Origin of the sequence: Pseudoalteromonas mucoides, assembly GCF_049257175.1 — a bacterium.
Classification (GTDB): Bacteria; Pseudomonadota; Gammaproteobacteria; order Enterobacterales; family Alteromonadaceae; genus Pseudoalteromonas.
Genome location: NZ_JBMMUC010000002.1, coordinates 123,929 through 147,147, shown reverse-complemented (window position 1 = coordinate 147,147; position 23,219 = coordinate 123,929). Strand labels below are relative to the sequence as shown.

Here is a 23,219-nt window from a genome sequence, read left to right as displayed (position 1 = left end):
GCAGGTGCTTACTTATAAATCTACTTGCCGAGTTGCGAGGTATTTTTCGTAATCCGGCAAGGTACGCTCAAGCTCACTATTCATTAACGTTGAGCTTAATAACATATCTGCACTGACTTCATTACAGGCAACGGGAATATTCCATACTGCAGCCAACCTTAGTAACGCTTTGACATCAGGGTCATGGGGTTGTGATGCAAGTGGATCCCAAAAAAATATAAGCATATGGACTTCGTGCTCCGCAATCTTTGCGCCGAGTTGTTGATCGCCACCCATAGGGCCACTCAATAGCTTTACAACGTTTAACCCGGTGGTGCGTTCGATTAAATGTCCGGTGGTGCCCGTGCCATACAATGTATGCTGGCTAAGGCTAGCATGGTGTTTCTTACACCAAGCTTGAAGGGCTGCTTTTTTACCATCATGGGCAACTAGAGCGATATTTTTCTGTGCTGGGAGTGACTGTAATTTTTGTTCCATGTTGACTCTTATTTTTATTAAATCAGTAAATTAATGGCCAGTGCTATAAATACTACGCCAGTTATACGATCAATCCAAATCTGGCTTTGTGGATGTGCTCTAAAATAGTTTGCAATTTTATCGCCAAAGTAAATATAAGTGCAGTCGATAGGAAAAGCAAAAAGAGGGTAGAGTAAACCAAAAAATGCCAGTTGAAACGTGGTTGAACCCGACAACGTCGGATCAACAAATTGTGGTATAAAAGCAATAAAGAACAGCGCCACTTTTGGGTTAAGCACTTCTGTCATCATCGCTTGTAACATTACATTGGATTTCTTCTTAGTGCTTACGTGAGGCTTATCTTCGCTATTGCATTGTGGTTGCATAAACGTGCTTTTAAGCATAGCAGCGCCTAAGTAACAAAGGTAGGCAGCGCCAGCGTACTGCACTGTTGCATAAGCTGTCTCAGAGGCTTTTAAGATAGCTGTTAAACCAACGACGGCAAATAAAGTATGTACTACGCCACCAAGGGCAAAACCAAAAGCGCTTTGTAAACCCGCAGCGCGGCCGTTAGCAAATGTTTGTGCCATTAAAAATGCATTCGATGGCCCAGGTGCGACTGCTATTAAAAAACTCGCCGCTAAAAATGATAATACAAACTCAGGGTTGACGAGCATTACTTTGTCACCTCAGTTGTTGGGTGATAAATGTTTGCTTTGCGCGTGATTAAAATTAGCCACAGTGGTAACAATAGCAATAAATGAAAGGCAATAAATTGTGGTGCATTAAAGGGCAGCACTTGGGTTAGTATGACTAATACACCTGCACCACTCATTTGCATTAAGCCAATCAGTGCCGATGCCGTACCTGCTTGCTTTGGAAAATGTGACAAGGCCATGCCCGCTGCGGAGCCTAAACTCAGTGCAAAGCCAAGTGCAGCAATCAAAATGGGCAACATAAAAGTAAATGCAGTTTTAAACTGGCTTAAAAAGAGTATAAGAATACCGGAGAATATTAATAAACTGACTCCGAGTTTTAATGCTCTTTGGCTGTGTCTTTTGATATACAAAGGGGCAATAAAGCTAGCAACAATACTGATAATAGCATTAAGGGTAAACCAAAAGGTAAAGTCACCCACAGTGCCGCCCAGCTCAGTCATGATCCAGCCAGGAGCAAGGGTAACAAATGCTAAAATTGCTGACATTGCTATCATGCATAATAGGCTATTAAAAAAGAACACCTTAGTGGTAATAATCGGCGTAAATCGACGTAAGTCTAGTATATGCCCTTGATAATGACTATCACTTGGTCTTGTTTCTTTAAAAAACAGTAGGGTAATTATAAGGCCTAGGCAGGCGAAGCCTGCTAAAAATAAGAAGTTCATTCGCCAGCCAAATTGTACCGTTAACCAAGCGCCTAAAATTGGTGCGAGTGCAGGCACAAAACAGACAATTCCATTTAAGTAAGTGATCATTTGGCCACTCTTAGCACTACCGTAAATGTCTCGTACAATCGAAAATGCCACCACAAAAGTCGCACAAGCGCCAAATCCTTGTAGTGCTCTAGCAATCATTAAAACACTAAAGTTGGGTGCTAGGTAGGCTAGTAAGCCAGCGATGCCATAAAGGCTTATTCCTGTAATGGCGATGGGTTTACGACCAAATTTATCAGCTAAGGGCCCAGCAATAAGCTGACCCAAACCAACAGTGAGCATAAAAATCGCGACGGTGAGTTGTACTTTTTGTTCACCCACTTGCAATGCCTGTGCAATATCAGGGAAAGCTGGGAGGTAAATATCAATTGCCAAAGGGCAGAAGATGATCAGCAGGGCGAGAATTAAAATAACACTAAGATGACTATGGCGATTGGTTGTGGGCATGAATACTCCTTTTGCCGCGTATTTTAGGTCTGCAAGGATAAAAAAGAAAGGCTATTTGGCCCCTCTAGACAAATATAGCTAACAAGGTCGTTTAAATGCACTTCTGTTAACTGGTCTGATGTGTTAGTTTTGTGAATAATAAAAATTTGCTTGAGAAAAATAATGAGTGATAAATCCGCTACTTTAAAAACATGGCTAAAATTAAAAAAATTACCGTTAGGGAATTGGCTATTTACCAAAGCAGTCTGCTTTAAAGCCCCATATTTCGGCTCTATGAAGCCCTATATTCTCGATGTTAAAGATGGCTATTGTAGTGCAGTCGTTAAAAATCGTCGTAGTGTCCATAATCACATAGGTACCATACATGCAATTGCGCAATGTAATTTGGCTGAATTATGTGCTGGGGTTATGGTTGACGCCACTGTGCCATATAAAACCCATCGCTGGATCCCAAAAGGAATGACGGTTAATTATTTAGCAAAAGTGGATACAGATGTGACAGCTATTGCTGAGATTCAGTTACCAAGACCATGGATTGATAAAGAAGACTTAGTGGTTCCGGTCAAACTGTATAATACCCGCAATGAGCTTGTATTCACCGCAGATATTACAATGTACATTACTAAGAAAAAATAACCTTATTCTTTTTCTACGGCTTGTTTGTTGAAAAAAGACAAGTCGTTATCACCTTCGTTTAAAACCGATGTTAGCTCAGGTTTTGACTCAATTGATTGACTGATCAACTCAACAGTTTCGGCCTCATGCCGCTGTTTTAAGTTACCCTCAATAACAGCACCAGCTTCAATGCTTAACGTATCTTGATAAACATCGCCGTGTACTTCGGCAGTCTGTTCAATCGTGACTTTACTCGCGTTGAGTGAGCCAATAATTTTGCCTTTGACAATAACGCTATCTGCGACAACACTACCTTCAACAGTACCTGTGGTACCAATTACAAGATGACTAACTCTTACATCACCATCAATTCTGCCATCTAGTTGTACTTCGCCTTGGCTCACAAGAGAGCCTGTTAAGCGCACATCTTCAGAGATGATCGAAGGAGCATGGTTAGTTCTTTTAAGTTGGTTACCAACTGAGCTAGTATTAGTTTGCTTTTTTTTACCGAACACGAGAGAGCGCCTTTGTAATTTTAACTGGATTAACATGTTTGTCGTTAAGTAACACTTCATAGTGTAGGTGAGTGCTCGTACTTCTGCCAGTACTGCCCATCAAGCCAATGACATCATTTTTAGTAACCGATTGTCCTTTTTTAACTTTAATTTTATTAAGGTGGCCAAAGCGTGTTACAAAGCCATTTTTATGCTCAAGTTCAATAAAGTTACCATAGCCGCCATTGCGTCCGGCTCGTAGTACGGTGCCATCGGCAGGGGCAAAAATTTCAGTTTTATGCCACCCAGCTAAATCAACACCTTTATGAAAAGCACGACGACCATTCATTGGATCTTTACGTAAACCATAGCTGCTCGAAATATAATAGTCAGCAGCGGGTAGTGACTGTGGAAGTTCGCTGAGTAAACTCTCTAGGTTGTTCAGAGATAATAGTTTATCGGCAGTGGCTAAAAATTCGCTGGGGATCCTTGATTCATCAAATAAGTTCAACGGACCACCTTGGGCTGAATCATTAACTGGATAATTTAATTGATTTGCAAGCGCTGTATCAAGGCCTGCACCTTTGAGCATTGTTAAAATGTTTTGTTGGCGCTGATCAATATGCGTTTCTAGCTTATTAAAGCTTTGCTTATATTGCGTACTGAGTGCAGCTAGGCGTTGCTCAAACGAACTGCTTTGCTGTCGTGGTATATGACTTCCTTTACTTTCATCTATTAACGGCTCATGTAAGTCGCTTTGTTGCTGTTTTTCTTCAAGTTCAAGTGTCGTACTATCTTCAGTTTTACTTAGAGAGTCGGGTAGTGATTCAATCATGCTTTGTAGTAATGCATGCTTTTGTTCGAGTGTGGCTAATTGTTCTAACTGTTGTTCATGCAGGCGCTGTTGCGCTTGTTGCTGCTGTTGCCATTTTTGTTGTTTTGTTATTTGGCTTTGCTCAATATCAGAAATTATATTGGTTTGGCTATAAACCTGCAAAGTAGAAACTGTTAACCAAGTTATTGCTGTTAAAATACAAAATACGGCAAAAATTTGTAGCCAAGGGGCTAAGATCACATGCTTCACTTCACCATTTTGACGGATCAAAAGCTGTCTAACTGGGAATAATTTGTGATAAAAAGACTTAATAAATACTGACATGGCTTATAAATACTGGCTATTAACTAGATTAAGATAGCAATTTGATATAAAAAAGCCAGAAAAAAATTGTAACCTTTACAATTTAGTGTGTAAAAAGCGCCCAACTGGGCGCTTTCATTTTTTTAACACGTAGTTAAAAAGTTAGGTTGTTTAATCACTTAGCAGGTAGAACTGTGCCTTCAACAGAGCCAAAGCCAATTCGAGCAAAGCCGTCTTTTTCACACCAGCCGCGCATGATTACATTATCACCATCTTCTAAAAAGCTACGTTGCTCTCCATTGCTTAGCGTGATCTTCTCTTTGCCACCACGAGATAGCTCGAGTAAAGAGCCTGCTTCTTCGTGAGTAGGACCCGATTGCGTGCCTGAACCTAGCATGTCACCTGGCATAAAGTTACAACCATTGACGGTATGGTGAGTAACCATTTGGGCCACCGTCCAGTATGAATGCTTAAAGCTTGATTTAGACACTTGTGCTGGTGTATGGCCTTCGTCACGCATTTTCTGCGTTTCAATCTGTACATCCATTTTAATATCAAAAGCACCGTGCTCACGGTTATGCGTTGACTCTAAATAATCTAATGGTTGTGGGTCATTTTTATCACGGGTCCATGAGGTTCTGTATGGAGCCAACGCTTCGGTAGTGATAATCCATGGCGATACTGTTGAAGCAAAGTTTTTCGCAAGAAATGGACCTAACGGTTGGTATTCCCATGCTTGTAAATCACGTGCTGACCAGTCATTGAAAACACAGAAACCAAATACGTGATTTTCTGCATTTTCAATAGCAATGGCGTCCCCTAATCCGTTACTTTTACCTAAGTAAATACCTAACTCTAATTCATAATCTAAGCGTTTACATGGGCCAAGTGATGGGACATCGGCATCTGGCGCTTTAGTTTGGCCGCTAGGACGATGGAAAGTTTGTCCTGATACATCAATTGATGATGAACGGCCGTGGTAACCAATTGGCACCCACTTGTAGTTAGGTAGTAATGGGTTATCTGGACGGAATAAACTGCCTACGGCTGTTGCATGATAAATTGAAGTATAAAAGTCAGTGTAATCACCGATGCGACACGGCAGGGCAAATTCAATATCAGCTTGAGCGATTAATGTATCAGTTAGTTTTGTTTGCTCGGGTGCACCTTCACGTAGTGCTTTAGATAAAGCTAAACGCAGTGCTGACCAGTATTGCTGACCTAGGCCCATAAATTCGTTCAAGGTAGGTTGGCTTGCAGCAGCAACCGCTGTTTGGGCGTCACCAGAAAAAATAGCGAGCTCGTTTACTTTTGCAAGATCAATAACGTGATCGCCAATGGCAACGGCACCGCGAAAGGCTTCATTGCTATTTTTACGGCGAACTTCTGCAAAAGGAAGGTTTTGAATTGGGAAGTCGCAATTCTCTGCGTTGGCTGATTCAACCCAGCTAGTTAAATTAATATCATGGGTTTCGTTAATGAGGCTCATATTCTTTCCTTATGGTTCGCGCTGATTGGATACACTAGTATATGGAGGCAATCAGCACAAATTTAAACGACAAAAAGCAGCGATTTCGCTGCTTTTTAATTTCTTTTTTAAAACTTATAAAACGCCGCGACGCTCTTGATCACGCTCAATCGATTCAAACAGCGCTTGGAAGTTACCTTCACCAAAACCGCCGTCATCAACACGTTGGATCATTTCGATAAAGATAGGGCCAAATAAGTTTTTAGAGAAAATCTGTAGTAGGTAGCAGTTTTCGCTTTGGCTATCGACTAAAATTTGGTGCTCACGGATTTTTTCTTTGTCTTCAGCAACCCAAGGTACACGGTCAAAAATCGTGTCATAGTACTCAGGAATAATATCAAGTGTGGCAATTGTTGATTTATCTAACTTATCTAACGAGCTAACTAAGTCATCTGTTAAGAATGCTAAATGTTGAACACCTGGGCCATTGTACTCACCTAAGTATTCATCAATTTGGTTATTATCGTTGCCTTTACCTTCGTTAATTGGAATAGAGAAGGTACCGCACGGTGATTTAAGTGCATAAGAAAGTAGCGCTGTTTTTTGACCTTTAATGTCAAAGTAACGCACTTCGGTAAAACCAAACACGTCTTTATAGAAGTTAGCCCATGTTTCCATAGTGCCTTTATAAACGTTGTTTGTTAAGTGGTCGATGCGCAAGAAGCCCTTGTCAGCAACAATATTTTGTTCGCTTAAATCTTCAAAATCATTTTCATAGATAGAACCATTATCACCAAATTGTTCAATGAAATAGATTAAGCTGTCGCCAATACCGTAAATTGCTGGGTATGGTAGGTCTTTATGGGTTGAGTCAGTCGCTGGTTTTGCCCCACGCTCTACAGCTGTTTCGAATGCTTTTTGTGCATTCTCAACACGCCAACCCATCGAACAAATAGCTGGGCCATGGCTTTTTGCAAATTCAGCAGAAAAACCGCCGCGCTCGTTATTCAGTAAAAAGTGAATATCGTTTTGATTATAGTAAACGATATCTTTACCTTTAAATGTTTTTAATTTAGAAAAACCAAAATCGGTAAATACTTTGTCCATGTAGTCAGCGTCTGGGGTTGCGTACTCAGTAAATTCGATACCAACTAAACCTAAAGGGTTTTTTACTTCACTCATTTTAATTCTCCCGCAATTTTTAAGCACTGCGTTTTGTTGTATTTAATAGCGCAGATGATTAACCATAAATTGCATGAGGGGAAGAGGGGGCAATTATTTAGCTCAGAGGAGGTTTGTAAATTAAATGGGACGGTGAGTCAAAACTGAATTGCAGGTTCTGGAATACCGTTATATAAGCTTGAGATTTTTCACTTTAAAAATAATACTAATATATTTTTTGATATTGATTTATATAGTATTTATAAGACTTTTAGGAAAGTCGCAGGGTAAATAATAGGACCGTTTCTCTCTATATCTCACCCTGCGGTTGTAATTATTTGTTTACGTTTTTAGCGCGATTGTTAAAAAACTTGCTACGTTGTTCAAGCCAGAGATTAGGCATGATAGTGGGGGCGTTTTGATAATGGCGTTCCACAGTTTGATTTAGTTCACGAGTGCTCGGTATAAATTGCAGTTGTTGCTGCGCACCACTCATTGTCTTTATTTCATCTCGAGTCATACTTCGCCCAGCGTATAACAGCGCATTTAAATAACCGGGTTCTGTTTCATAATCATCGTCAGTTAAAAGTAGTACGGCTTTATTAAGTGCCCAGCGACTGTTTATTTCACCTTCAGTTTTCACTCCTGCTAACTCACCATCTACATACACTTCAAATACACCATTGCTTGGTGCGGTATAAAAGACAAATGCGATGCGATGCCAAGTATCAGGTTGAGTTGCACCAAAATACCCACTCTTACTTGTTGATTTGCCTAATGCCCCTTCGGGGTTAATAAAAATATCGGCATCGTCTTCGGGAGTATTTTCTATGTTTGTTTGGATCAGTGCACGGTAGATATCCTTAGCGGCAAATGGCCAATATATATCCATGACTATTGTGTAATCTGATACTAATCCTTGCTCTGCAAAATCGCCATTAGCTGGAGTATTTAAATTAATAATTAAGCCTTCATTTGGTGCATGATCGCTAAAAGCCATGACGCCAGATGGGCCATCAATTAAATCATCTATTTCTAGAGAGGTGGTGGTATCGAATGCACTTTCTCTTGGTCCCCAATTTGTAGTATTTGGATCATAGTAGTTTAGTGTTGACGGTCCATAGTCTGCTTTGAATGGATTACTTGCATCGTTAAAGTTCCAAATAGTTATATTATCAATACTTTGGCACGCATTTAGAGGTTTATCTGTATCTATATGTAAACACTGACTGGTACGATAGCGGGCATATTTATCAAGTAGTTCCCAGGTTTCAGCTAATAAAGCAGGTTCAGTGAAACTTATACCGTTAAAGAATAGTTCACCATTAAATGCGGGCCCTTTTTGTAAAGCTAAAGTGTAATTACTGTCATCATTAATAGACTTAGGAAGAAGCGATATCCAGTCAGGTTGACTAGAAACAATGGTTTTTAATTGCGAGCCTGACACTGTTACCTGATAGATAGCGCTAAAACCTGGCGTGTTAGAAGGCTGTCTTTCGACTTTAAAGGCATTATGAAAATCTTCTTGTGTTAGTGTGCCCGGTGTCCAGCGAGTTTGTACTTGAGCGGAGTCAAAAAATACAGAATCGACTTGATACTGATGCTGTGCGCTTAGCGCGGTAATTTCCATGACTTGTTCTGCTGTAGGGTAGTTTTCTGAAATTGCTATTTCAGTATTTGCATCTGGTGCATATTTACCCATTATTGAATCTATTTCACTCTGCAGCTGTTCATCAGTCGTTGAGATGGTAGATGTTGCTATAGTTTCGTAATCAATATTCGTGAGCTCTTTCGAATTTGAATCGAAAGTAAGTGTTAAATCCGTCAGCCCTTGGGCAAAGAAGTTAGGTTGTATAACAATACTGCCATTTTCTAGTAGTTGATAATTTTCGCCACCATGGGTATGTCCGCCAAGTACTAAATCTATCCCCGGAACATTTTGTGCTATACGGGTATCAGTGCCTTCACCTAGGTGGCTTAGCATCACCATGAAGTCTACATCTTGGCTATATTTACCGACTATTTCTTCAGCTATTTCTTGCCATTCCCAGTTCATTTTAAAGTTTGCGATGAAGTCTGGGATCGGTGCGGTTTCTATTGGTTGATCTAATTCATTCCAGGGCACAGATGTCATGCCAAAAAAGCCTACTTTTAGACAGCCGACTTGTACGATAGAAAACTCCACACCATCAAAGGTTTGTTCACTATTTCCAGCGTAATGGGTATTACTGGCTAGTACAATTGCATGATCATCATTAGCATACTCTAATAACTGCTGCGGTCCCCAAGCATAATCGTGGTTGCCAACAACACGGACATCAAATTTCATTGCTTTTATAGCTTCAACGGTTGCTACGCCCAATGAGGTTTGTTCAGCCACGGTGCCTTTTTCATAATCATCACCGCCATTAGTAAATAAGGTGTAGGGTTGCTCAGTTAATGCGTTGTTATAGTAACTTTTAATACGGCTAAAATACTGCTCTTTAAAGCCAAAGCGGGCGTGCAAGTCAGCAACGTGGATAAAGCGTAGAGTTTGCTCAGTTTGGTTATCTGTACAGGTTGGGCCTATATTTTTTGTTATTGTAGGTACTGTTCTTGCCTGAACGGCAAAAGTACCAAAGCTAGTCATTAATGCACTAACACTGTTTGAGCTACTGGTTATAGTTGTTAAAGGCTGCCAGAGACCATCGACCAATTGCACTATAGTCAACATTTGCTGTGGTTCAGTACTTGTAACATCAATTTTTATGGTAATAGACTTTTTGAATTCTAAGTCTTGGGGGCTAAATGTATACAGAGGAGAAACAATATCGAGTTCCTTATTAGAGATATCTAACTCGGCTTTACTAAAAATAAAAATTTTGTCAGTTGTAACGGAATTAGCGGGGGCGCTTAGTTGAACTAAATTGTTATCAAAATTTTTAACTAACCCATTACTTACTGAAATTACTAAGCCTGTTTCTTCAACTTCAAAGTTAGTATCTTTTTTCGTATCGTCACCGCCACAACCGTTTAGTAAAACTAAAGTAGTTATAAAAATAGGGAGTTTAATTAATAAAGAGAAAGACATATACCTGTACTACCAATTAATTGAATAGCTTAATCATATCAGTTATAGAAATAAGCTTGTAGAAAAATCATTCATCAACGATTCGAAAATGCATTAAATTAGTTTGTTGATTAATACTCCATAATGCTTAATTGTTTGTATTAAACATTGTTTTTAGTGACTAAAAATGAGTAAATTTAAACAGTGATGTTTTGAAAATGATAAGGCAAGATATTGCTATCTTGCCTTTCAGGAAAGTGCATTGATGCTAACGCATCAAGTTTATGAACTACTGAGCACCAGTCTCAGATAAACCTTGTTTTTCCCATATTCTGGCTTTAAAGCTCATCAGTACTAATACAATGCCTACACCTATACTAAATAATGCGATTTGTAGATATAGGTAAGGAATTTCTTCCATATTATTAGGATCAAAACCACCAGCAAGGATACCCGCAATAATGTTACCAATAGAGTAAGTAAGTACGAATATCCCCATCATTTGACCAGAGAAGCGTTGTGGAGATAAACGGCTAACAGCACTTAATGCTACAGGGCTTAAACAAAGTTCACCCACTGTATGTAAGAAGTAGGTTGTTACTAACCAATAAGGCGCAACTTTTAAGCCTTCAGCGGCGTAATGAGCTGCCATAAACATAACTAAAAAACCACTCGCCATAATGATAAGACCAAATGCACATTTGACACTGTATGACGGTGAAATCATTTTTTTAGATAGGTTAATCCAAAGGGCTGCAAAAAATGGAGATAATACAATAATAAAGATAGCATTTAATGACTGAAACCAAGCGGTAGGTATTTCAAAGCTACCAACAAGACGATCAGTGTAGTCACGAGCAAATAAATTTAGTGAAGAGCCAGCTTGTTCAAAGCCTGACCAAAAACAGGCTGAAGCTACACAAACTAGAAACAATGCCCACATGCGTCGTTTTTCAGCTTCGGTTAACTTGCCTTTAAAATAGATAATCCCAAAGTATGCGAAGAAAATTAGTGAAAACACAATCGCTACATAACCGGCAATAATCACAGGGTCAATAACTAAATTACCAGTCATTGCAGCAACAACCACTGATGCAACAATAATGACAAATGCCACAATAGCAAACCAAGTGCGAGTGATACCGCGAGGGCTTAAAGGATTAGCTGGAGCTGAACTATGACTAGGTAAATGCTTAGTGGTTAAATGATATTGAATTAGACCAATACCCATACCAACAGCAGCTGCACCAAATGCCCAGTGCCAGCCTACATTTTCCATAAAGTAACCACACACGTAGTAACCAATAATTGAACCTAAGTTGATACCCATGTAGTAGATGGCATATCCACTATCACGACGCTCATCTTCGCTCGAGTAAAGTTGACCCACCATTGCGCTGATATTTGGCTTTAATAAACCAGTACCAGAGGCTACAAATACTAAGCCAATAAAAAACGAATACTCATGCGGTACAGCCAAAATAATATGACCAATCATGATGATGATACCACCGTACCAGACCGCCTTTTGGCCACCAAATAAACGGTCAGCGAGCCAACCACCTGGTAAGCCTAAAAAGTAAACCGCACCTGTGTATAAACCATAGATAGCCGCTGCTGACGCGACAGTGAAACCAAGACCTTCTTCTTGCAAACTAGCAGTCATGAAGAGTACTAGTAAGGCACGCATGCCATAATAGCTCATTCGCTCCCACATTTCAGTGAAGAACAGTGTTGAAAGTCCTTTTGGGTGGCCGAAAAACCCCCCAGTTGAAGATGAACTCATATTTACTTCCTAACTTATATTATTATTGCGGCCTTATATTTTTGCTTTTATTGCTCGTGTAAGTAATACACTAACTGAACGGGCGGCCATGAATGTTTTTTAATGCAGCTAAGGTAATGGTTTGCTTACTAAGATGTTACTTAGTGGTAAGAGTCACACCCTTATCCTAGCTACAATTGCGGCTAAGTATACATAGACCTTATGGTTAGGGGAAGTGCTTGCGACAGTTGGTATAAATAGTGGGTACTGCCAAACAATCTCATTTTGAGAGTCTTATTGAGATTGTTTGGCATATTTTAATAGTCAGCGTAAGGTACTACAGGTGTTCCTGGGAATATCATTTCGCTGTACACCGGATTGAAATAATACCTAAAGTATAACTGTGCGTAGTTTGGCTCGTAAAAATCAGCACGGTCTAAATTAAAGAAACCACCGAAAAACCAATGCGGAGTAAAGCGGTACTCAAAACTGCCTCCGAGGTTGTAAGATATCCCTGAGCTTGAATCCCCTTCAAAGTAAGGGTTAACACCCGTTATAGACCCCCATACTTTAGCTTGTTGTTGGAGTTGTGAGTCATTGGGGAAAAAATCGCTCCCGTCATTGGTGGTCGTTGACCATGATAGCCCCGCCCGCAATCGATATATAAAGTCGTTATTTACCCGTTGGTCAAAGGTAACCGGTAGAGAAACGCCTATATAGCTTTGTGGGCTATAATAACCCCCATGGCCAAAGGTTTCTTCACTTAAATTGTACTGATAAGACCAATGCAATAAGTTAGCCCCCAGAGTTAACTCGGTATTTTTTTCGCGAATGTAGCGATGATATGCCCCACCCATAATACTATAGCGTTGGTTGTCTTTAACGTTTTTACCTTGCAATATTTGAAAATCAGTCGAGCCCCAAAAGCCCCAGTCGAGACCTAGATCATGAGATAGGTTAAAGCGTAAACTGGTTGCTCTTACACCGCCCCATATTTCATTAGTAAATACATCTTCCAAGCCTGCATACGATAATACTGAGCTAGTCACTGGGCGTTTATTCAATGTTACGCTATAGCCGAAGTCACCAAAACTGCTATTATAATCAACTCCCCAAACAACATCTTCAACTAAAAAGCCAAGTGGGGTCGTCCCTAAGTCAAATCGCCAAGTCTCATTTTCCCATGCTAAACCAATATCAAGACCTTGCTGTTTTGGTGTAATACTATTCAATGGACAATCTAAAATACATAATGCACCTTTGCCATAACGACTGCCTGAGAATGTTTCGTCAAAACGGGTTTCTTGACTCGATACCGACATTGGATCGAGCTTAATAATAGCCATCCCGTCCCATAACGAAAAACCAGCTTCTATAGGAAAAGAATTTGCACCTAAGGTCGCATCGCTTTGCGTACTTGTTTGACTACTTAAATTAATACCTGCGGTGATATAGGCTTGGTTTTGTTGCTGCATTCTTGCAAGTTCTCGTTTAGCATTATTGACATACCACGGGGCATTTTCATCTATGCTGTAAAGTTGGTAATTTAGAGAGTGGTTGTTTTTCGACCTAATACTACTGTGCGGCTCAATCGCTTCTTTATACCAGTTTTTAGCAAAATCTGCTTGTTCATGACTTTGTGCAACTTGCGCTGCTTGATAATACAACTCTTGACTATAGTTTGATTTTACAAGCAAGTCATTTGCAAGGCGTATCACATTCGCTTCGTCTTTGAAGTCTGTAAGTGCGGTCATTAGTAATTGTTGTTGATAAGTCTGTTCTTTATCAACGTCATTTATTAACCCAGCGATGATTCGGTCAGATAAAGCATCTTCACCTAATTCACGGCTAACTCTTGCCACAGCAAGCTCTGTTTCTTGAGCTAAGGCGACACCTTGCTGATATTGCTGTTTGTATAATTCAATGGCTTCATTAGAGTAGCCCAACTGGATATTTGCGTTAATCAAAGCATCGTATACAGCAGAGTTATTGGGGTAGGACTGCGTAAGTTGATTTAACAACCCAAGGCGATCTTCGCCTTGGTTAAATTTGTTTATATAATCAGCCTGTAAAATAACCCAATTAGTTTGCTGTTCTTCAGTTGCAGGTTGGGGCAATTGATAGTTAGCAAACCATTGCTTCGTTTCTTGTTCGTTATTACCTTCTAAAAGCCACTGCCCATAGGTCATATGCCAGTATGCATTCAAAGTAGAATCTCGCTCTAAAGCTATTTTTAACTGTTTAATTGCGTAATTATATTCATTGATTTGCATCCACTGTGTAGCGAGCTCCGCTTGCATTAGCGGGGTTAATGGTTGCGCCCCAAGTTCAGTTAAATTATAAATTATAGTCGCTCTATTATCCGTCACATTACTGGCAAGTTTATTCATTTTTGCATTGATATTGAGCTGTTGCATTAGCTGAGCAACATTTTCATCACGTGCATTGTTTGGAACATAAGAAAGGGTTTCTAAAGCACCTTGATAGTCATTAAGAGAGCGAAGAAAAACTGCATGGCTATATCTTAGCTCCGCATCAAGAGGGAATTGCCATAATGTTTTTTTATAAAGTGCTTTAGCGTGATCTAATAAACCTTGCTGTTGATATAAATTAGCCAAATCGTAATACAACCAACTTTGCCTTGGGGTTTGTTTTATCGCCAGTAGTAATAAATTTACAGCTTCATCAAGTCGACCTTGTTCGGCTAAATTTGTTGCTCGTAGCCGCAATTGTTGACTTTGTAACTGAGAGTATTGTTGTGCAATTGCTATCTGTTGTGCTTGAGTTAATTGATAATAAAATTGGTTTGAACGTTCAAAGTTATTATCTAAACTCAAAATTTCTAATATCGCGCTCAGTGCTGATGCGTTAGTTGGATCGCTTTGGAGTACTTTATTATAATAATCTATTGCTTGCTTGAATTTCCCTTGCGTACGCAAAAGTTCACCACGATAGTAGTTCACGGTTTCTGGGCTTTCAGAAAGGGTATCAGCAAGGTCTATTTTTAGTTTGGCTTTTTTGAAATGCTTAGAAGCTATCGCTTTTTTTGTTTCATCAATATACTGCCAAAATTTAGCTGTATTAGCCAAACCGCGATAGACAGCAACTAAATCTATATTATCAGTACTGCGTTGTGCCTTTTTAAAATAAGTGTATGCTTTTGCATTTATACCTTGTCTTAAATACAGCAAGCCCAAACTATTGAGCACATCATGATCTGAAGGGCGCCCTTTATAGGCTTGTAGTAACAGTCTTTCAGCTTTACTGTATTGTTGTTTTTCAAGCGCAACAGCACCTCTTTTCCATAACTTATAAGCAGGATCAGATTGCTTTATTAGCTCCTGCTTTAATGCTTTTTGAAAGTCAGTATATTGTAATTGCCCTTTGCTACTATTAGGGTAACTATTTAAATATTCTCTATATGCTTTATCTGTTTGTTGATTTATGGGCATATTATTGAGCGCCGCTAACCAAGCAAATTCAGTTTCTACACTGTATTGATTACTTTGCGCGTAATGTCGGTAAATTGCTAAGGCATCTTTATCATGAGGTTTCTGTTTTAAAACATGTCTGGCGTAGGCTATATCAAAACGACCTACGTTAGGGTAGCGAGCACGTAAGGATTGATAGCCTCTATATGCTTGTTGCCAGTTACTTGCATCATTGGCAATCCAGTTAATATGTTCAAATTCATACTCAATGCTAGGGTAAGCACTAGAAAATAATTTACTGTAAATTTTTATCGCTGCAGGGTACTGACCTGCACGAGCAAGCAATTTAGCCTGTTGAATTTGTTGTTTATCAGAAGTATTTACCCGTACGAGCAACTTTAATTGCTTCACACATGCTTGTTTATTATCTAAAGCATTAAATTGGTTGATAATAGCTTTTGCTTGATCCAATTTATTTTGTGTCAGTAATACTCGAGCTCGGGCACATTTAGCGAGAATATTATTAGGTGCTATGCTTAACAGCTTATCAAGGCTATCAGTCATTAATAATTGATTCTGCTGAATTTCACCAAGCTCAATTTGGCTAACTAACCACTTAATGGAGTCTGTATCAAGATCAGAAGATGTTTGAGATGTTACATCAGAGATATAACAGCAAGCACTTAAAATAGTCGCGCCAATTAGCCATTTTAGTGGCATTTATTGCTCCATTTAGGTTCTAGCTTGCCTAACGTATCGATTTCATACAATTTATTAATTGTACTTAGGCTAAATAAATATAATACGCTGTCATAATAGCGGTTTTTGGTAAATGTAGTATCAACCATTAATTGTTGCTGTAATGCCGTCTTTGCTTGTATTTCATTATGGATTTCAAGTAGAGGAAGCATAGCTGCATCAAAGCCAAGAGGTCCATTCTTTTGTGCTTTACCTGTTTTCGAAAAAACATTCAATGGTGTCTTTACTCTATTAGCAACGTGATTGCTCATGGGCTTAAAATGTGTAATTAACTCATCTCTAAAAGGCGCATCATCTGCCATCATACCTGCCCACAAATAAACCCTAATTGCATTATAACTGCCGATATCGGTAGTCGTTTTATCATGATAAAAACCTTTATCTGCTTGGTACATTACCCAGTCAGGGCTAAGACCTTTGGGGCTTGATTCTATGATCATTTTAGCCGATGCATCATGAAGTTGTTGCCATGGGGAATTAGGATATAGTTGACTAAATTGCTTTAAAATAAACAAGGGTACATAACTTGGATTTAGCTTCCAACGTGTCTTATCAAATTCAAAGCCATGTGGTCCGGGTAATAATGATAAACCTAAGTTAGGAAGATAAGCCGTTTCTTCACGAATGATACGTTTTGCCATAACAGCTGCAAGTACACTGTAACGTCTATCTTGCCATAGTTGCGCTGCTTGCGATAATGCATATGCTATCCATAAATCTGAGTCAGAAGCAGGGTTAGAATCCAAAATAGTTTCTTGGCCTTGTTTGTTTATGCCCCACTGCCAGGCTGGTAAGCGTGTACTTAAATCACCTTCGGCAAGATTGATTTGTGTCCAGTTCAATACTTTGTCGAATGTAGCTTGATCATTTGCAATGAGTGCAAAAAATAAAGCGTAAGATTGACCTTCTGAGGTGGTAATTGATTGGCGACTACCAATATCGATTACTCGACCCTCTGGGCTGATAAAATTCGTTTTAAATGTGTCCCATTGTGGCCAAGGCGTGCACATATTTTGTGAGAAGCCATTTGCTGAAAATAAAAATACAGTGAGTATTAAACAGGTTTTAAAATAAATATTCATAGTTACTCATCTCCTTCAGATAAACGCTTTTGAGTTAACACACCTAGTAACCGCCATAATAAAAAGGAGATAAGCAATAAGACTAAAATCGAAAGTAGCGCTAAGATAAATGGATGATCAGAAAAGTGGAACCATATTAATGTATGAATAGGTACGTAGCCGACAAAATATTGATCATCAGTATTAATCGTCTTTATGCCTGCACTATTAATTATTGCTGCGCTGCCCTTGATTAAAGCTGTTGATTCATCCTTTATCAGCGCGTCACTTAGTAATGTAAATGCATTATCAGTCGTTGCTGTCATCGATACTACAGAACGCTCAGAGTTAAAGGGTGATTGGAAACCAGCAATAATTCCTAGTTTACCTTGGCTTTCAATACTCACTTTTACTTTTTGAGCATCGTTATTATCGTAAGCGCCATTATAAATAGCTTGTTCAACGATCCGTTGATTCGTTTCTAACAAAACACTGATTGCAGCATCTTGAGGTAACTCTGTCGTTAATGCCTCCGGTTTTGCAATGACGATCAAATCTTTATCATCAAGAACAAGAGTGGGATCTGGGAACTCAATATCAAGTCTATGAGTTGGATACCCCGTAATCTCTCCTAAATGCCCCGTAAAATTTAGCAGTAATTGTATCGCTTGCGCAGAGCTTTCTTTTTGCATAATAAGTGTCGTCTGATCTAAATCAGCAAATTTCGTAAACGGGAATCCACTGTTTGCAAACACATTTAAATCAGGCAAGGCGATGTAATGTTCAAAACCACTTACATCAATGGTGGAGCTGCCGTCTATTACTCCATATTCACCACCGGCTGGTACCGCACTGCATTCGCCCACTTTAATTACGCCAAATTTAAAGTCATAGGTAAGCTTGTTCTTTTTACTTAAATCCAACCCTGTTATATCAAAGTCTTGTTCGTTGTGCGCTGTACCTTGGCGTGAAACTAAAGGGGCAAAACTTTCGTTTTCAACTGTTTTTTCATCATGACTCTTAAGTTCAAAACCATTGATAAACTTATCATTAATGAGCATATTCAAACGTGAGAGTAGAGCATCTTCGGCTGGTGCATTACGATAATGTAAGTCGATAGGTATACCTTCTTTACGCCAAGTAAATAAGTCAGGGGCAAAACGAAGATTAAGATCAACTGGTTGTCCTTTTAATCCTTGTGTTTGTAATTGGGTTGGATACTCAATAAACTCATCAAATGTAACGGCTCTATCAGATCTTACCCAACGAGGCGCATCATAAGCATCTCTTAAGGGTAAATGATTAATTTCATTAATACTTGCTGTTCGCCCCGTCATTACTTTGTGGCCAAATGCTAGACCTACGACGGCATCTTTTAGCTGCTTGGTATCCTTACCTAGTATCAGTAGTACTTTTGCATAACGTTGAGTTGGGCTTGAAATGATTTCAACAGTCGGTTTTGATACATCTGGATAATCGAGCAAAAAGTCAGGCTTATTGGTATTGGTCGCAAATACCACACTATGTGTTGTCGGTGTTTGATTAAACTGTACTGGGAACGTTGCTTTACGCCAATCGGCTTGCGCCCCAAACCAGCTTGATAGAGTCGCAGCGGCTTCAAGTGTATTTTCATCAGGGTTGTTCGCAAAGATAAAAGGCAAACTTAGTTGTGTATAATCTCGCTCATCAAAAAATGGTGCAGGAAAATACTCAAGCAAGCTTTCCAAGGCTAATGATTGCTGTTCCAAAGTAATTGAGCTGTTCTGGCTTAACTCAGTCCAAATAGTTTTACTAAAGTCATCTTGACAGATTAAGTCATAATAACCAACGAGCTCAAAACGTATTTGGTTAAAGTCTTTAATTAACTTTGGATTGAGATCAAGGCTGTGACTTTTTAACTGGCTAATTTGTGTCTCTTGATCTTTGATTGGCATAACAGTGATCAAGTTGTCATTAAAATAGACTTTTAAGTGTGATACGCGGCTGATTAGCGCTGGCGAATGACTATAGGAGAAGTTTAACTTAAGTTGTTTACCTATTTTATCTAGCCTATTGGTAAAATCGACATAGGTTGTGGTGTCAACTCCGTCTAGTTTGAATTTATTAACCCCCAGACGTTTAAAGCTGAGTGTTAGACTTTCTGTAGGTGCTTGTTCAGGGTAGCCATCGTCAAATATAGACTTATCTATAAGAGGGGTTGCTGCTTTTGTAAATTGACTATTGGCCAAAGCGAGCATTATTAGGGCAGAGGTAGCTAATTGTTTAATCATATAATTTAGAATACTTTTTTGGTTTTTTTGGTAATAGCGAAATCATGACTTCAATTACGTTAGTCATAAAAATAATGAATGGCCTAAATGGTTTAGGCGCATGGAAAATCAAGTTACTATAGCCACGAATACTTGTATAAAATACCCGCTTGAAACTGTACGATGGTTTATCATGTTTAAAGTTATCTTGCCAATCGAGCCAAGCATCTGCGCGAGAAAATGTGCATTGAATGAATGCTTTTTGTTTGTCTAAGCTAAGGTCTCTTAACGTTAAGCCAATTTGCCTTTTTCTTGTATTGCAAATAAAGGTCGCAAAGGAAAACTGTTTTTTCCCTCGGCTCATGAGCAGTTCAACTTTATCATTTTCTCGACAAGAATGTTCATGTACGGTTTCAATACCAACACCACTGTCAGAATAATCTGTAATTTTTACTTTTATTGTGCGTCCGTTTGCAAGTCTAATGGCTGCAGGAAAGTTAGCTTTTATTCTATGAGAACTTCTCACCTGCTTAGCTTCAGCAGCTACGGCAACAGCGGCACCTAAGATCATCATATTATAGCTAACCCACAGCATGCTGATTAATAGCACACCAATTTGGGACACATCCCCAAAGATTAACCTAAAGATGGCGTAACACATACCAAGTACGTTTAATAGTAACAGTACTATATATGGCTTCGAGATAAGCCAATCATATCGAGCAACATCATTTAAACCGCCTTTTTCTGTTACGTTAAACTTACCTTTATTAGGGTTAAATAGGGCGACAGTGGTGGGTTTTAAAATATACCAAGCAAGAACCGATTCATAAACCTCTCCCCAAAATGAGTAACGGTACTTACCTTGAATACGTGAATTTGTAATTTTGACTTGCATCAAGGTTGGCACTATATATAAAAATATAGCGATGAAAGGTGCGTAGATTATATAGGCATCTAAGTAAATTAATGCCAGTGGGGCAGTTAAAAATACAATTCGAGGAATACCAGATAAAAAGTGCAGCATGGCATTTATATAGCATAAACGTTGTACCAAACTGAGTCCCTTTCCTAGTAGTGGGTTATCGAGTCTGAATATTTGCGCCATGCCTCGAGCCCAACGAATACGTTGGCCAACATGTGCAGATAGACTATCTGTAGCAAGGCCTGCAGCTTGAGGAATGTTGATATATGCTGTTTTATAGCCCGCGCGTTGCATTCGCAGTGCAGTGTGTGCATCTTCTGTGACAGTTTCGACTGCAAAACCGCCAATATCATCCAGCGCTTTGCGCTTTAAAACTGCACAAGAGCCGCAAAAGAAGGTCGCGTCCCACATATCATTACCATCTTGAATAAGCCCGTAAAACAACATGTTTTCATTGGGTATTTGGCGATGATTATCAAGGTTACGTTCAAATGGATCAGCTGAGAAAAAGTGATGTGGAGTTTGCACTAAGCATACTTTTTCGTCTTTAATAAATTGCCCCATGGTCATTTGTAAAAATGAACGGGCAGGTATATGGTCGCAATCAAAAATAGCAATGTACTCGCCATCGGTATACTTCATCGCGTGATTCATATTACCTGCTTTGGCATGGTTATTATCTGGTCTATCAAGGTAACCCACGCCAATTTCTTTTGCCATTTCTGCAAACTCAGGTCGCTTACCATCATCTAAAATGTAGATGTTTAGTTTATCTGCTGGCCAGTCTATGCTTTGTGCTGCAATTGCAGTAGGTTTAACAACATTTAGTGGCTCGTTATAGGTAGGAATATATATATCGACAGTTGGCCATTTTGATGTATCACCATCCATTGGGATCGGTTTTCTATGTAATGGGTTAATCGTTTGAAAAAAGCCTAAAATTAGTACTAGCCATGCATAGGTTTCTGCGAGTAATAAACCAATACCTAAAGTTAATGCCAGTGGATCACCCCAATTTAAGGTGTCAGTGTAACGCCACCATAAATAACGTGTTGAAGTCGTCACAGCAAGAGTTATCATGGTAATTGTGGCCATTTGACCATCAACGCGTCTCAATGAGTAGGCAACAATTAGAATCAAACTAATAAATATTGCTTGTGCTTCAAGACTGAATGGGACTGTAACAAAAAGTAGTACAGTAAACGCTAGCATAAAATATAATACAAATTTTAATATACGGTTTTGCCATAAGTTGAAATTATTAACACGTTGTAATGGTTTTACATTTGTTCTGATTTGTAGTTGTAACCATAATTTTTTGCATCGTCGCGTTAGTTTACTATCTATGTAACGAATAATTCTAAAGACTCTGTTTATTAATCGTGTTGTTGTTTTTGTGTATTTATTTCGCGCGGGTACATTTTTTGTTGTAACGTTAAAAAGAATCAAATAAATACTTTGTAATAATATCCGTATAAAGTTTGCTAATGTGCCAAATGGCGATGTGATATGTGGGTAGAGCAGTGATAACTTGGTTTCTAAACGTCTCTTATTCTTATTATTAAGCTTGACGAATATAGCTGCAAACAGCAAAAAGAACGGCATTATAAATGCCGCTAAGGCACTCATCTTATGTTGATTAAAATAACAATGAAACTTATAAAATATGAAGCGAACGAGCTTTTCAGTAAATAAAATACTGAGTATGAGAGCAAAGAACTGCTGAAGAGCGCCTGAGGCATAATGATGCTTAGTCATTCTTACTCGCCTTGCTCACGAGCCACCCAGCAAGTGTTTCAAAATCATCATAAGCAACACTGTAAGGTGCGCAATTTACAGCGACATTTTTAAATGCAGTAGATTCTTTTATCACTTCATCTTTATTTATATGGATAGTGGCTAATAGTGGGGTTTCAGATTGCCATACCTGTAATAGGTCAGACTCAAGTTCACTGGCTGAGTTATATTTATTTACTAAAAAATAATGTTGCCAATCTTTTGTTGCTTGGTTTAATGAAACTAACCGCTTATAGACTAAACTGTGGCAAATAGCATCACAATTTATAACTTCTAAAACGATATCTTGTTCAGTGAGAGGAAGATTATTGAGTTCGGCATAACTTGGACAGTCAAATATAACCCATGCATTTTGACTTGTTTTTAAGTTGCTTGTACCTAGTATAATTTCTTGTAAACGATCAATTCCTGATGAATCACTGCCAAACGGAAGAAATATCACGCCATCATCATCAGTAAAAAACTCTTCTATTGCACTATCGAAATTTAGGAAATTACTCCACCCAGAATCATGCTCCCAAGGAAGACCAAGATGAAGCCCAACATCACTTTTAGGGTCAAGATCAATGAGTATAACATTTTCATCGGATTTTCTTAATGCACATGCAAGATTAGCCGCAACAGATGTTGAACCAGTACCCCCTTTAATACCTTTAAGAAAAACTCTCTTCATTGCTTCCTACTTATTTTTGAAAGTACTTATCGATTTTGCATGCGATATTTCTTTTAATAGCGGGTATTTTGCAAAGATTTGTTGATTTTTTTGCACATCAACAATTTCAATATAACTCTGATCTTTACCACCGAAACGGCTTAACAAACATTCAATATCATATTGAGTTAAAATATTTGACTGATCTTTGTAAATATTATGCATGTACTTACTCATGTTAAATAATAAGTTTTGAAATTGTGGACTTAATTTACATTATATATAGAATAAGAAACAAAACTAGTGAAAAAGTACTTTTT

Annotated in this window: 16 protein-coding genes; 1 reads left to right on the top strand and 15 read right to left on the bottom strand. The window is 38.8% G+C overall.

Annotation, left to right across the window (positions count from 1 at the left end; genetic code table 11):
- Window positions 1-12: 12 nt before the first annotated feature.
- Genes AAEU30_RS02350 through AAEU30_RS02340 form a run of 3 tightly spaced genes read right to left on the bottom strand, consistent with a single transcriptional unit; the run spans window position 13 to window position 2,335 of the window.
- Window positions 13-477, bottom strand: a complete 465-nt coding sequence (locus AAEU30_RS02350) for a methylglyoxal synthase (RefSeq protein ID WP_421959138.1) — start codon at window positions 475-477, stop codon at window positions 13-15.
- A 17-nt stretch (window positions 478-494) separates the two neighbouring features.
- Window positions 495-1,133, bottom strand: a complete 639-nt coding sequence (locus tag AAEU30_RS02345; RefSeq protein ID WP_421959137.1) for a LysE family translocator — start codon at window positions 1,131-1,133, stop codon at window positions 495-497.
- Window positions 1,133-2,335: a multidrug effflux MFS transporter gene (locus AAEU30_RS02340; RefSeq protein ID WP_421959136.1), complete on the bottom strand. Its 1,203-nt coding sequence runs from the start codon at window positions 2,333-2,335 to the stop codon at window positions 1,133-1,135. The genes AAEU30_RS02345 and AAEU30_RS02340 overlap by 1 nt, the downstream gene beginning before the upstream one ends.
- A 162-nt stretch (window positions 2,336-2,497) precedes the next feature.
- On the opposite strand from AAEU30_RS02340, the gene AAEU30_RS02335 reads away from it, so the two are divergent.
- Window positions 2,498-2,971, top strand: a complete 474-nt coding sequence (locus AAEU30_RS02335) for a hotdog fold domain-containing protein (RefSeq protein WP_421959135.1) — start codon at window positions 2,498-2,500, stop codon at window positions 2,969-2,971.
- 2 nt (window positions 2,972-2,973) lie between these two features.
- Here the strand turns inward: AAEU30_RS02335 and AAEU30_RS02330 are convergent, their stop codons facing one another.
- The 12 genes from AAEU30_RS02330 to bcsR all read right to left on the bottom strand — a co-directional run bounded on the left by AAEU30_RS02330 (window position 2,974) and on the right by bcsR (window position 23,124).
- Window positions 2,974-3,465, bottom strand: a complete 492-nt coding sequence (locus AAEU30_RS02330) for a bactofilin family protein (protein ID WP_421959134.1) — start codon at window positions 3,463-3,465, stop codon at window positions 2,974-2,976.
- Window positions 3,455-4,603, bottom strand: coding sequence for a peptidoglycan DD-metalloendopeptidase family protein (locus AAEU30_RS02325; RefSeq protein ID WP_421959133.1), 1,149 nt, complete (start codon window positions 4,601-4,603; stop codon window positions 3,455-3,457). Before AAEU30_RS02325 ends, AAEU30_RS02330 begins: the two co-directional genes overlap by 11 nt.
- Window positions 4,604-4,757: 154 nt before the next feature.
- On the bottom strand, window positions 4,758-6,071 hold the full coding sequence (gene fahA / locus AAEU30_RS02320; protein ID WP_421959132.1) for a fumarylacetoacetase: 1,314 nt from the start codon (window positions 6,069-6,071) through the stop codon (window positions 4,758-4,760).
- A 114-nt stretch (window positions 6,072-6,185) separates the two neighbouring features.
- Window positions 6,186-7,232, bottom strand: a complete 1,047-nt coding sequence (gene hppD / locus AAEU30_RS02315; protein ID WP_087532062.1) for a 4-hydroxyphenylpyruvate dioxygenase — start codon at window positions 7,230-7,232, stop codon at window positions 6,186-6,188.
- Window positions 7,233-7,545: 313 nt separating this feature from the next.
- Window positions 7,546-10,281: a metallophosphoesterase gene (locus tag AAEU30_RS02310; RefSeq protein WP_421959131.1), complete on the bottom strand. Its 2,736-nt coding sequence runs from the start codon at window positions 10,279-10,281 to the stop codon at window positions 7,546-7,548.
- Window positions 10,282-10,549: 268 nt separating this feature from the next.
- A complete protein-coding gene (locus AAEU30_RS02305) occupies window positions 10,550-12,046 on the bottom strand; it encodes a peptide MFS transporter (RefSeq protein WP_421959130.1) in 1,497 nt (498 codons plus the stop codon).
- 296 nt (window positions 12,047-12,342) lie between these two features.
- Complete coding sequence (locus AAEU30_RS02300) at window positions 12,343-16,176, bottom strand: cellulose synthase subunit BcsC-related outer membrane protein (RefSeq protein WP_421959129.1); 3,834 nt, start codon at window positions 16,174-16,176, stop codon at window positions 12,343-12,345.
- Window positions 16,167-17,297, bottom strand: a complete 1,131-nt coding sequence (bcsZ, locus tag AAEU30_RS02295) for a cellulose synthase complex periplasmic endoglucanase BcsZ (protein WP_421959128.1) — start codon at window positions 17,295-17,297, stop codon at window positions 16,167-16,169. Before bcsZ ends, AAEU30_RS02300 begins: the two co-directional genes overlap by 10 nt.
- A gap of 2 nt (window positions 17,298-17,299) precedes the next feature.
- Window positions 17,300-19,546 (bottom strand): cellulose biosynthesis cyclic di-GMP-binding regulatory protein BcsB, encoded by a 2,247-nt coding sequence (bcsB, locus tag AAEU30_RS02290; RefSeq protein ID WP_421959127.1) that lies wholly within the window; start codon window positions 19,544-19,546, stop codon window positions 17,300-17,302.
- Window positions 19,539-22,208, bottom strand: a complete 2,670-nt coding sequence (bcsA, locus tag AAEU30_RS02285; protein WP_421959126.1) for a UDP-forming cellulose synthase catalytic subunit — start codon at window positions 22,206-22,208, stop codon at window positions 19,539-19,541. Before bcsA ends, bcsB begins: the two co-directional genes overlap by 8 nt.
- Window positions 22,201-22,920: a cellulose biosynthesis protein BcsQ gene (gene bcsQ / locus AAEU30_RS02280; RefSeq protein ID WP_421959125.1), complete on the bottom strand. Its 720-nt coding sequence runs from the start codon at window positions 22,918-22,920 to the stop codon at window positions 22,201-22,203. The genes bcsA and bcsQ overlap by 8 nt, the downstream gene beginning before the upstream one ends.
- 6 nt (window positions 22,921-22,926) lie before the next feature.
- Entirely contained in the window at window positions 22,927-23,124 is a 198-nt protein-coding gene (gene bcsR / locus AAEU30_RS02275; RefSeq protein WP_421959124.1) for a BcsR/BcsP family cellulose biosynthesis protein, read from the bottom strand.
- Window positions 23,125-23,219 lie beyond the last annotated feature (95 nt).